General features: G+C 45.2%; 12 protein-coding genes. 8 read left to right on the top strand and 4 right to left on the bottom strand.

Annotated elements, in window-relative coordinates; all coding sequences use genetic code 11:
* Positions 1 to 99: 99 nt before the first annotated feature.
* Positions 100 to 609, bottom strand: a complete 510-nt coding sequence (locus V4C51_RS01225) for a hypothetical protein (RefSeq protein ID WP_330924298.1) — start codon at positions 607 to 609, stop codon at positions 100 to 102.
* A 766-nt stretch (positions 610 to 1,375) separates the two neighbouring features.
* On the opposite strand from V4C51_RS01225, the gene V4C51_RS01220 reads away from it, so the two are divergent.
* From V4C51_RS01220 to V4C51_RS01195, 6 genes are all read left to right on the top strand, one after another.
* Positions 1,376 to 1,639, top strand: coding sequence for an exodeoxyribonuclease VII small subunit (locus tag V4C51_RS01220; RefSeq protein WP_330924297.1), 264 nt, complete (start codon positions 1,376 to 1,378; stop codon positions 1,637 to 1,639).
* Positions 1,640 to 1,641: 2 nt separating this feature from the next.
* Positions 1,642 to 2,541: a (2E,6E)-farnesyl diphosphate synthase gene (gene ispA / locus V4C51_RS01215; protein ID WP_330924296.1), complete on the top strand. Its 900-nt coding sequence runs from the start codon at positions 1,642 to 1,644 to the stop codon at positions 2,539 to 2,541.
* A 115-nt stretch (positions 2,542 to 2,656) separates the two neighbouring features.
* A complete protein-coding gene (gene dxs / locus V4C51_RS01210; protein WP_330924295.1) occupies positions 2,657 to 4,588 on the top strand; it encodes a 1-deoxy-D-xylulose-5-phosphate synthase in 1,932 nt (643 codons plus the stop codon).
* Between the two features lie 316 nt (positions 4,589 to 4,904).
* Complete coding sequence (locus tag V4C51_RS01205; RefSeq protein ID WP_330924294.1) at positions 4,905 to 6,167, top strand: hypothetical protein; 1,263 nt, start codon at positions 4,905 to 4,907, stop codon at positions 6,165 to 6,167.
* A gap of 193 nt (positions 6,168 to 6,360) precedes the next feature.
* A complete protein-coding gene (locus tag V4C51_RS01200; RefSeq protein WP_330924293.1) occupies positions 6,361 to 7,632 on the top strand; it encodes a hypothetical protein in 1,272 nt (423 codons plus the stop codon).
* A gap of 157 nt (positions 7,633 to 7,789) precedes the next feature.
* A complete protein-coding gene (locus V4C51_RS01195) occupies positions 7,790 to 9,094 on the top strand; it encodes a hypothetical protein (protein WP_330924292.1) in 1,305 nt (434 codons plus the stop codon).
* Between the two features lie 96 nt (positions 9,095 to 9,190).
* Here V4C51_RS01195 and ribA read toward each other — a convergent pair whose 3' ends face one another.
* Positions 9,191 to 9,784: a GTP cyclohydrolase II gene (gene ribA / locus V4C51_RS01190; protein WP_330924291.1), complete on the bottom strand. Its 594-nt coding sequence runs from the start codon at positions 9,782 to 9,784 to the stop codon at positions 9,191 to 9,193.
* A gap of 285 nt (positions 9,785 to 10,069) precedes the next feature.
* Between ribA and V4C51_RS01185 the strand changes: the two genes are divergently transcribed.
* Complete coding sequence (locus tag V4C51_RS01185) at positions 10,070 to 10,303, top strand: hypothetical protein (RefSeq protein ID WP_330924290.1); 234 nt, start codon at positions 10,070 to 10,072, stop codon at positions 10,301 to 10,303.
* 86 nt (positions 10,304 to 10,389) lie between these two features.
* Here V4C51_RS01185 and V4C51_RS01180 read toward each other — a convergent pair whose 3' ends face one another.
* Both V4C51_RS01180 and V4C51_RS01175 read right to left on the bottom strand, forming a co-directional pair.
* Positions 10,390 to 10,683 (bottom strand): HigA family addiction module antitoxin, encoded by a 294-nt coding sequence (locus V4C51_RS01180; RefSeq protein WP_330924289.1) that lies wholly within the window; start codon positions 10,681 to 10,683, stop codon positions 10,390 to 10,392.
* A complete protein-coding gene (locus V4C51_RS01175; protein ID WP_330924288.1) occupies positions 10,683 to 11,021 on the bottom strand; it encodes a type II toxin-antitoxin system RelE/ParE family toxin in 339 nt (112 codons plus the stop codon). The genes V4C51_RS01180 and V4C51_RS01175 overlap by 1 nt, the downstream gene beginning before the upstream one ends.
* 476 nt (positions 11,022 to 11,497) lie before the next feature.
* Here V4C51_RS01175 and V4C51_RS01170 point away from each other — a divergent pair, with 476 nt between their 5' ends.
* A complete protein-coding gene (locus V4C51_RS01170; protein ID WP_330924287.1) occupies positions 11,498 to 11,818 on the top strand; it encodes a hypothetical protein in 321 nt (106 codons plus the stop codon).
* Positions 11,819 to 12,200 lie beyond the last annotated feature (382 nt).

Raw genomic sequence — 12,200 nt, 5'->3', positions numbered from 1 at the left:
AAATTTCTGCTTCTGAGGATAATAGTGGGGCTATTTGACGAAGAAGCAGGAATTTTTAGACCAATTTATCGCAACCGCAGTAGGGTAGTCTATTCTCGGTCAGACTCCTAGCACGTCGGGATTAAGAAAAATCAACCTGTAACATGAAACATGGCCTACTATGTACTGGGAGTGATCGACCGGTGGTGGACTGAAATGTTTAGGTCTTCGGATGATATAGCCGTCAGAACCGCTATCGTTACACCAGATCCTGAGGGTAAATCTTTCCTTACCGAAAAGCCCGCCATGATGAGGGTCAGTCATGGAAAAACCAAACCATTTAGCATCATTTTGGGCAGCTATTAACTGTCCCTTTTCTAGCCTGAAGTATAGGTCTGCTTTTATTTCAACATAGTTCCTTTTGTCAAATTTCGGCACAATAATCTGCAGTTTGCTGATAATCTTGACACCTTCTCCGATCGCGTCCATCTTCTGCTTTGAGTGAACCCTGGCATGACCGTGGGGAGTGATGCTGTATACCTTGGCATCGACGGGCGCTGTGCGCGCAATGCATAAAAGAGCGAAAGACAAGGCAGCGAAGGAGGGAAATCGAAAGCTTTGGTAATACATAATCAACTCCGTAATGTCAAGTTTGGGTCTTGATTGAAAACGCCTGGATGAACAGGCTGATCAGTGGACGCTGTTCAGCCGGTCAACGGGCTTCTGGCTCGACACGCAACCTGTTGTACAGCGGGCATCAGACAGCTATTGACCGAATCCCCCGCGCCTTAATCAAACCTGCCAACGACAGTACTGCGAGCAGTTTTACGTGGCGGGTACCATCGGAGCATTAACGAAAACCCGGGAGATTCAAGATCCTGAGAACCTCCAGATACTTCCCATGGATACCAGGAGCCTGTCGGACTTATACTTTCGGGCATAAGTCCGACAGGCTCGTAGGGCTAATATAGTTAAGACTGAACCAAATACTATTGCTCAGCGTTAAAAAGCCTCAGCAGTCATTTATTAGTTTCTCTTACTTATATGTTTATTGCCGTATAAATGAAAGCGAGCCTTGCGCCACGAGCAAACCCTCATCAATACTAAAATCAATACTAAAAAAGTCATGTCAATGTTGGCATTCCCAAGCCTTCGATTTTCTCAATGGCAACTGCCTGATGCCTTAGCCTGAACCTGAATACAACAGTTGACCGCTGTTAATTGGCTGTTAGCTTTTGCCGGGGATCACACGGCTGGAAAATCAAGAGTCATTCTTCAGTCTTTGCCCCTCCCATTTAAAACAGCCGCACAATTTACCTTATCGCGCAATTTATCGCGCAATTTATGGTATGCTTGGCGCATATATCCGTATCATCAGGTTAGTCTAGGCCCGCTCATGTCAACAAAGCCAACAAAGCCAACAAACAAGAGTCATGCGTCCTTTGAAACCTCCCTCAACACCCTTGAGCAACTGATTCAAAAAATGGAATCCGGCGACCTTTCTCTGGAAGAGTCCCTTAAATCGTTTGAGGAAGGCGTTAAGTTAACAAAAATCTGCCAGCAGGCACTTTCCAAAGCGGAGCAGAAAGTCCAGTTGCTGCTTGAGCAGAACGGTGAACTGGTATCACAGCCTTTTGAACCGCTGCCAGAAGGAAAGTAAGTATGTCGCTTGAGGGATATAAAAACCGTTGCCTGCATCGGGTGAATGCCATGTTGCAAACGGTTCTCCCAAGGCAAAACCCGGTGAATACAACCGTGATCGCGGCCATGCGTTACAGCGTCCTCAATGGCGGAAAACGTATTCGTCCGTTATTGTCTTACGCCGCCTGTGAAGCCGTGGGCGGCCACCTTGAGAATGCTGACCCGGCAGCCTGTGCCGTTGAATTGATTCACGCTTACTCCCTGGTGCATGACGACCTTCCCGCTATGGATGATGACGATCTACGGCGAGGGAAACCTACCTGCCACAAGGCTTATAATGAAGCCATAGCAACCCTGGCTGGCGATGCCCTGCAAACCCTGGCATTTGAATTACTCAGCAGCCCTGAGCTGCTGGCAGAAACACGATTATCCGCAAGCCAGCGCCTTTTGTTAATCGAGGTATTAGCACAGGCATCAGGGCACGCGGGGATGGTTGGCGGGCAAGCCATGGATCTGGAGTCCACCGGGCTTGCCCTGAGGCAAGATCAACTGGTCACCATGCACAACCATAAAACTGGCGCGCTCATTCGTGCGGCGATAAAAATGGGTGCACTTTCCCATGCTGATGTGGCACCATGGCAACTGGCTAAACTGGACCAGTATGCATCAGCCATTGGCCTGGCCTTTCAGGTTCAGGATGATATTCTTGATGTTACTGCAGATACTCAAATATTGGGCAAGCGACAAGGTGCTGATCAGGCACTTGATAAACCAACATACGTTTCAATTATGGGGCTGAAACAGGCACGGTCTTATGCTCAGACACTGTGCCAAAGAGCAATAACTGCCATCACTGAATTTGATAATGCCGCCAGGCCACTGAGGCAATTAGCCGAGTATATTGTTCAACGTACCCATTAATCAGCCAGTACTCCATGTCAGGCAACAAGCTAACGCTCCCCATCTTGTGTGCCGTCAAGTACAATTGTCCATCATTCATTCTGGCTTGGCGGCCTGGTCATAGCATCGCATTAACATGTTTCACGAAATACCGAAAGAACAGCCACACACACCCCTGCTGGATCAGGTGGAAAACCCTGAACAGCTGCGCGGGCTTAATGAGTCCGAATTGCCCCAACTGGCAAACGAGTTAAGGGAGTACCTGCTTTTCTCGGTAGGGCAAACCGGCGGACACTTCGGTGCCGGGCTTGGTGTCGTCGAGCTGACTGTCGCCCTGCACTACATTTATAACACGCCAGAAGACCGCCTGGTCTGGGATGTGGGCCATCAAGCTTATCCCCATAAAATACTGACAGAGCGACGCGGTGTCATGGCAACACTGCGACAAAAAGGCGGACTGGCAGCCTTTCCCAAGCGCGACGAAAGCCCCTACGATACCTTTGGTGTTGGTCATTCCAGTACCTCCATCAGTGCCGCATTAGGCATGGCCGTCACTGCCAGGCTCAAGCGGGAGAACCGTCGCTGCGTGGCTATTATTGGTGATGGCGCCATGACCGCGGGTATGGCTTATGAGGCCATAAACCACGCGGCTGACCTGAAAGCCAATATGCTGGTCATATTGAATGACAACGATATGTCCATTTCACGCAATGTGGGTGGGTTGTCAAATTATCTGGCGCGCGTGCTATCCAGCAAAACCTATCACCATATCCGTGAAGGCAGCAAAAAAGTACTGCATGCCATTCCCAGTGCCTGGGAGTTGGCTAGGCGGACAGAAGAACATATGAAAGGCATGATCATTCCCGGCACACTGTTTGAAGAAATGGGATTTAACTACATTGGCCCCATTGACGGACATGACCTGCCCATGCTGATTCATACCCTCAAAAAAATACGCGAGCTCGAAGGCCCACAGTTTTTGCACATTGTCACCAAAAAGGGCAAGGGCTTTGCTCCCGCTGAGCAGGACCCCATTGGCTACCATGCCATCACCAAACTTGAGCCACGCGCTGATGCCACACAGGCCAGGCCCAAGCAACCGAGAAGGCCAAAATACTCTGCCATTTTTGGTCAATGGCTCTGCGATATGGCAGCACAAGACGAACGTTTACTGGGCATTACGCCAGCGATGAAAGAAGGCTCTGACCTGATTCGCTTTGCCCAGCAGTACCAGGAACGCTATTTTGACGTGGCCATTGCTGAGCAACATGCGGTAACCCTGGCTGCCGGAATGGCCTGCGAAGGCATGAAGCCTGTCGTGGCGATTTATTCCACCTTCTTACAGCGCGGCTACGATCAGTTGATTCATGATGTGGCTGTACAGCATCTGGATGTACTGTTCGCCATCGACCGTGCCGGGATGGTGGGTGAAGACGGGCCAACCCATGGTGGTTGTTACGATATTGCCTTTTTACGTTGTATTCCTGAAATGGTGGTAATGACGCCGGCAAACGAAAATGAAACCCGCCAGATGCTCACCACTGGTTTCCTCCATAACGGCCCTGCCTCTGTGCGCTACCCTCGCGGTACAGGGCCAGGCGCTTTGGTTGACGTCAGCCTTGAGCCGATAACCATGGGCCGGGGTGAAATCACCCGTAAAGGCCAGCGGGTTGCCATCCTGGCCTTTGGTACAGTGCTGGCCAGTGCCATGGAAGCCGCTGAAAGCATTGACGCCACCGTTGCCAATATGCGTTTTGTAAAACCCATGGATGAAAAACTGTTGATCCAACTGGCAACGAGTCATGAGCTACTGGTCACTGTGGAGGAAGGCTGCATTATGGGGGGGGCTGGCTCGGCAGTGAATGAGCGCCTTCAAAAAGCAGGCATCACGGTTCCTGTGATTAACCAGGGGATACCAGACCGGTATATCGAAGCCGCCAGCCATACGGATCAATTGGCGGAATGTGGCCTGGACGCTGAGGGTATTATGAATGCCATTGAAAGGTGGTTCTCAGGCGTCAACCAGACAAAACGGCATTTCCAGTACCCTGTGCCAACGAAAGTTTAACACCAATGGCAGTGTGCCAAACCGCTATTGCGCAGACAAACCAGGAGCCTGTCGAACTTATGCTTTCGAGCATAAAATTCAGTAGGACGCCAAAGCTGCGTTGAAACGTCTCGCAAGAGCGGATTTTACTCGTCATTTCTATTCTCTGACGTTCCCCTTGCCCTGCGCAATACCGTGGTTAGAAACGATTATTGGTACTCTATTTTCTAATGCTGCCGGGAGTTACCAGTAATCAATCCGCTTAAATAAAAAAACACGTCAAACAATCTAAGCTATCTTTATCAGGACTTTAATAAAATAGAATTGTTTTTTTATTATGGCTTTCAATAAATGTAAAAAACCATCACCTGCCTGGTGCTTGTCTTTTTTCCCGTGTTTTTTTAGTGTGCTGACTTATGCGGAAAATGACTACTATCAGGCTGTGCATTCCAGAGGCTATGGTACTATCGTTTATTCTGTTGATAAGAAAGAACCGCTTTACTACGAGCAATCTCACAAAAAATATTACATCGATGAGCTTGACACGCTATGCGGCTGTTGTGGCCATGACTGTATTAAACAGGATCACTTTTGCGATGGTGTAAAAATAAAGTGGCTGCAGCTAAAGCCTGATCCTGTCAAGATCACTTCTATCGAGGAAGACGAGAGTGATTCATGCCCACCTGTTGATTATGTTGATGATAAAGAGAGTGATTCCGCGCCAGAGAATACCCCTAAAGGTAAAGGCATTAACTTTCTGGAAAGTACTGCGGCATACGCATTGGTTAAAAGGGTTCTCAAGTTACTCAATACTGAGCGTCCCAAACCAGAGGTGCATCGGCAAGAGCAGGTCGATGGTGACACCACCGGGCAACCGATTACGGTAAAAAACGCCGCTATCAGTCACGGCTTGTTTGAACAACTTAAAGGAAAGCTGCCGGTTTATGATTATAAACCGCTGTTTAATGAGGGCCCTTCTACTTATTACTACACCCTGAATTGTATGGACTATGCCTGTTGTTGTTATTGCCTGTTTGGTAGCCCTTTTGTGTGTATACTGAACAGTTCTATTCCTGCAGGGGCAACCAGTGCAATGGTTGCATGCTTTTGCGATTTATTTTGTGTTATACCAATTAAGCAAAGCTATAGAAAATCATTAAACTTCACTACTATCGATGTTGCTATGGTTGTTGATTTTCATCAAAATGATGACGACCCTGACAGTAATGATTATGCGTCTCGCTTATTAGCCGCCATCAATACATCAACGTCAAAATTATTTAGCCATTTTGCTGGCGTTATTGATTTTGATCACCTGCCAGAACTCCAGATGACAGATAAAGGGCGTATTGTAATAATTATGCGCCTCAAGATACTGGATAACGATTCTGATCACAGTTGCTTGAAATACACCCTTTTGAAACATCAAAAAACCCTGAAAAACCTGGAAAAAGAGGGTAAGACGGATGAGCTTTATATACCACTTTTCAGTTATAGGGATAACGATGACAAATTGTTTGGAGTTGGTAAACTGTTAAAAACGCCCCCTGTCATCGACGAACAACCACAGCCTTATTCAGGGTTGATGGGTTTGCCGTAGTACGCATTACCTGTCACTATTCAAAAAAGTCTACAGACAGATTTTTTTTTACACCTAAGTCCCTGGCTGCCCCTTGTCGTGAAAGCCTGTATGCGCGCGGTTTGAGTTGTGAAGATGGGCCATGAACTATCCACTAAAATAAAGCCAAACTATTTTTATTAGGCTTTTAATCAAATAAAACGGAGTCATTGTTATGATGTTGAGTAGAGTTACAACACTCGTACTTACCAGATGCTTTTCTTTTTTCCTTTACTTTTTTAGTGTAATTGCTTACGCAGAAACTGAATATTATCAAACGGTAGATTCTGAAGGCCAGGTTAACAGCATTTATTCTGTCCATAAGAATAGCTCCGTATACTCCGAAAAGCTTTACCCGGAAATTACCATAGAAGGACTGAATGTTTTTCCTTTACGCCCTCGTCATGACTATTACTGCATTGAGCAGGATCACTATAGTGATGATGTAAAAGTAAAGTGGGCGCAGTTAGCGCCTGATGGTGTTTATGTCACTGACACCGGGAAAGAAAACAGTGATTCATTACCCCTTCTTGAGGATGAGGACAGTGATTCTGCGCCAGAGAATACCAGTAAGTGTAGAGGCATTCTCTCGGACATTTGGTGGCAAAGAGATATTCCAGGCTATGCATTACTTAAAAAGGGATGGAAGCAGCTCGATACTGTCTTGACTAACCCTCAAAAACCGGGGTTGTGTTTGGGAGAGTCGCTTCCCGGCCATACCGACAGGCAACCCGTTACTATAAAAAAGGCAGCTATCAACGACAGTCTGTTTAAAAAACTCGGTGGTAAGATACCTGTTTGGGAGTACATAGCGCTGATACACAGTGCAAAGCGCTTGTATGCTGGTTACTACAGCCTCGATATACTCGATTCTCTGTGCTGTTATTATTCTTGCTTTTGCGCGCCTTTTCTATGTGCGATGGGCCATGGGCTTACGGGGTTATTAAGCGGAATGTACACAGGCACTTGCGATGCGTTTTATATTTTACAGTTTAAGAAACATTACAAAAAATTATTAAAATTTACTGCGATAGATGTAGCCATTGTCGTTAATTTTGATCAAGATAACGACACCCTCTCCAGTGAGGATTATGCGTCTGACTTATTAGCATCTATCAATGCGTCAACCTCAAAATTATTAACCCACTTTGCCGGGATTATTGACTTTGATTACCTGCCAGAGTTACAGGTAACTGATCAAGGGCGTATTGTAATGATTATGCGTCTCAATATACTCGATAACGAGTTTGATCAGAGTGATTTGACATTAAGGCTTTTAAGTCACCAAAAAAACCTGAAAGATCTGGAAAAGGAAAACAAAAAGGAGGCGTTTTATATCCCACTTTTCATCAACAGAAATGACCAGTTGATTGAAGTGGGAAAACTGTTGGGAAAATCCCTCGTCATCAATAAACAGCCACAGCCAGGGTCGGTTGGTCTGCCGTAGTATAATTTTTTTATCAAGATTCAAAAAAATGTCTATAGTAAGATCTGTTTTATACCAAGACGTAGTTGTGGTGCAGCGGATAAACGATTCATTTATCCATCAAGGTAAATCAAAACTACCTTTATCAGGGTTTTAATAAAATAGCGTGGGGTTTTTTATGATTTTAACGAGAAGTAAGACACCCGTACTTGCCAGGTGCTTTTCTTTTTTCTTCTGTTTTTTCAGTGTGCTTGTTTATGCAAAAAATGACTATTATCAGGCTGTAGATGCCAGGGGCTCGGGTATTACCATTTATTCTGTCGATAAAAAAGACTCGGTATACCGCGAAATACATCATGAAGAGGAAACTACCCTAACAGGACTTCGTTTTTTACGCCCTCACTGTGGTCGTTTTAGCGTGATGCAGGATCACTATTGTGATGGTGTAAAAATAAAGTGGCAGGCGCTAGAGCCTGTCAATATCACTGATTCCGTGAAAGGCAGTAGTCATTCACAGCCAGTTATTGACGGTCAGGGGAGTGATTCTGAGCCAGAAAGCACCAACAGATGTGGGGACTTTTTTTCGTGGGTTTGGGCGCGAAGAGATATTCCAGGCTACTGGGTTGTTAAAGGACTCTTTACTGCCCTGACTGATCACACAAAACCAGGAACCTACCTGGAACAACAGGTCGCCGGTCGTACCAGCAAGCAACGTGTTAAAGAGAAAAAAGCAGCTATCCATAACCGTCTGTTTGAACAACTTGACAGGAAGATCCCCCTTTATCGCTACAGTAAGAAAAACAGCTCAGATTGCCTTTTTGCCGGTCTCTACACCTTTGATACGGTGGATGCTGCCTGTTGTTATTATTCCTGTTGTTGCAGCCCTTTGCTGTGTCTATCGGGTAATGTGCCGTGGGGGGTAACCAGTGCAGTATATGCATTGGGTGGCGATACCCTTGTTTCATGTCATAAGAACCATTACAAAAAATTATTAAAAAACATCAAAGCTATCGATGTAGCCGTTGTCGTTGACTCTTATCACGATGACGAAATTCCCCTTGATGATCTTGATGATCTTGATGATCTTGATGATGATTATGCGTCTGGCTTATTAAAATCCATCAATGAAGCAGCGACAAAATTATTTACCCATTTTGCTGGAATCATTGATTTTGATTACCTGCCAGAGTTACAGGTGACAGATCAAAGGAATATTGTAATGATTACGCGTCTGAGGCTACTTGATAATGAATTTGATCAGAGTGATTTGACATCAAAGCTTTTGAGACATCATAAGAATTTGAAGAAGTTGGCAAAGGAAGGTAAGAATGATCGGCCTTATCTACCACTTTTCATCAGTAGAGATGACAAATTGGTTGAAATTGGTCAGCTGTTAAAAGAACCCGTTATCATCAATGAGCAGCCACAGCCAGAGCCGAGTCGTCCAAACTTTTTACCAAGAGTCAAAACAACAAGTCTGTAGAAAGACCTGTTTTATCGTAACCGCGCCCCCTGTTTTGAGAGGATGTCAAACCAGGGGGTTGTAGTTGGTTGGCTATGGGTACCGTGAACTACCCATTCAGGCTTTGTTGTATAAATGTCCCAACTTACACATTTTGGTGGCAAGATAGCGTTCGTTGTGGGGGTTTTGCCCTGTCTGATGGGGTAATCGCTCAACAATTTGAATGCCCTGTTTAACAAGGGCATCCACTTTGCGCGGATTATTCGTCATCAGGCGAAGGCTCGAAACACCCAGATGATTTAACATATCCCTGCACATATCGTATTGGCGCATATCGGGTGCAAAACCAAGCTCTTCGTTAGCTTCCACAGTATCGAGACCATGATCCTGAAGCTCATAGGCACGAATTTTATTCAGCAAGCCAATCCCTCGCCCTTCTTGACGTAAATAAAGCAACACGCCACGGCCTTCTTCAGCGATTTTTTTTAATGCCAGCTGTAACTGTGAGCCACAGTCACAGCGAACGCTGAACAATGCGTCGCCGGTTAAACACTCCGAGTGCACACGCCCGAGCATCGGCTCATCACCCTTCAGGTCCCCAAAAGACAGTGCAATATGTTCCTTGCCAGTGCGCTCGTCTTCAAAACCATGCATGGTAAATTGACCAAAGGGCGTTGGCAGGCGTGATTCTGCAATGAAACGAACAGACACTCACAGCTCCTTGAACAGCCAGCAACAGAGAGAAGAATTGCAATGGCTGGATTCGCAATGACAACCACGCAGCTTTAGTAGCATAGCCGTCGCTAATAACAAAAATGAGAGTGCCATTGTAACAGCCTGTGAACACGTATGCGAGGGAAAAGCGTTATAATATAACACTTTGCGAATAACTCTATTGAATCCCACTGTCATGCATGGCTAGCCCCGTCGCTTTTCAAACGGCTACTTTGTTGGCGGCACTCGTTCATCACTGCTATATACCCAAAGGATTTCAAGTTGCCAGGCGGCAAGTGCGTGAAGCCCCAGGAGCTTACAAGAGCAAAAAGAGCAAAAAAGAACAAAAAAGAGCAAAACAAGAACAGAGCAAAAGGGGAAGAGCAAAAGGACACCCACAAATTTAACCGTCAATGTCAAATTTATGGATGTTCTTTTTTCTTCTTTTTTCTTTTCTCAGCCGAAATTTTTGTGGGCGAAATTTTTGTGGGTGTCCTGTTTCACGCCGCGAGTTAAAAGTGCCATGCTCGACACATACGCCTAAATCAGGTGCGCCGTAGGCATCACCTGGATTTTTTTGTTAGGCCAAAGATGTGACAGGATTACGCAGAAAGAAATTTGAGCGGCTGTAGCTGAGAAAGGTTGATTCGTTTCTGAGCTTGCCATATTTCATAGTTATCCTGCATTGCCAGCCAACTCTGGGGAGTACGACCCAAAACTTTGGATAATCTGAGGGCCATTTCAGGAGAAACCGCGCTCTTACCTTTTATTACTCGATTGAGTGTTGAAGCAGCAACTCCCAACTGCTCGGCAAGGTAGCGACAGCTGATCTCATACGGCTCCATATAGATGGACTCGATGAACTCCCCCGGATGCGGAGGATTGTGCATAGACATTAATGATAATCCTCATAGTTTAGGATGTACGCATTGCCATCGCGAAATTCAAAGGTAATACGCCAGTTACCACTTACTGAGATTGACCATATTTCTGAGCGGTTCCCTTTCAGCGGGTGAAGCGAAAACCCAGGAAGATCAATATCATCAATCACTTGAGCCGTATCAATAGCAGCCAACCGCATTCTCATCTTCTTCCCATGCCTGGCCTGAATTCCAGCCTTTTTGCCCGCCTCAAAGAACTGCTTCAGCCCTTTATGCTTGAATGATTTAATCATAGCTCCAAGTGTAGCGCATTGCGCAATGCGCTGCAATATCAATATTGCTATGAAGGCCATTGCTGGAGCACGTCAAAACCGATCGTAATGGCCTGCCATTTTTCTGGAACATGCTCTGAGTAAACACTGGGACTTTGTTGAAATCATCAAGCTGCCGACCGTCAAGAGAGTGAAAAAAAGGGAAAAGCGGAAAAAAGACACCCATTGTTTAAAGGGAAAAAAAGACACCCATTGTTTTGGGTAAGATTTATGGGTGTCTTATTTTCTGTGTATTTTCTGGTGTCTTATTCTCTATCTTATTTTCTTCCCTGCGAATAGCTGGTAAGGGGACTTTCACCTCTCGAGTTAAGTGCCACGCTCGGCACACACGCCAAAATCAGCCGCCGCCTAAGGCGGTCGGCTAGATTTTTTTGTTAGATGTGCTATTAATAACGAAACTAATCTTGACATTCAAAGCCTTTATGAAACCAACAAACCTACTACTTATATTTCATATTCTCATCTCTTTAAACGTTTATGCTGGCTGGGAAGAACGAGTGACTGAATTAGCTGGCTCGAATCCAGGCGTATTACATTTTTTATGCAATATTAAGAAAAAATATGACGATAAAGGATATTCTGATATTTACTTTGAGGTAATTTTATCAACCTTAAAAAAGAATAATATACATGGAAATAAAATATGGATGCTATACAAGGATGTTTGTAAGGAAAAAGAAGATAATCTTTACACTATCATGAACGCACTTCTTCTAGGTTTTGTTACTAAAGACCAAGTCACTTTTGCCATTGATAACCGTGAACAAGGAATTGATTTGTCTGCTATTAAACAAGCAGTTTCGCAAACCATGAATTAGATGCCTTGATCGCGTATATTCAATAGGAGAAAAAGGGCGCTCATTTTTATAGAGAAAGAGAGGGAAGCAAAAGGACACCCTCAAATTTAACCGTCAATGTCAAATTTATGGATGCTCTTTTTCTCTTTTTTCTTTTCTCAGCCGAAGTTTTTGTGGGTATCCTGTTTCATTATGTTTCACTTTATTCAGCCTTGTGCCTTTATTCTGGTGGCGTATACGTTACCACACGGAGCGTGGAAACGAGACAGAAGAGCCTGGATTTAATTGTCAGGCGCTGGTTGATTACACCAGCTCTCAGCTTTTCTCAGCTTTACTTTTAGGGCTGGACTTATTGCCGTTAACTGATCCTGCCAGAGCTTTGCACTCGTTGCTGCCACATGAA

Origin of the sequence: Candidatus Sororendozoicomonas aggregata (assembly GCF_031528575.1) — a bacterium.
In the GTDB taxonomy this organism is placed as follows: domain Bacteria; phylum Pseudomonadota; class Gammaproteobacteria; order Pseudomonadales; family Endozoicomonadaceae; genus Endonucleibacter; species Endonucleibacter aggregata.
The sequence above is the reverse complement of the archived record's forward strand: the minus strand, read 5'-3'. Positions and strand labels throughout refer to the sequence as shown.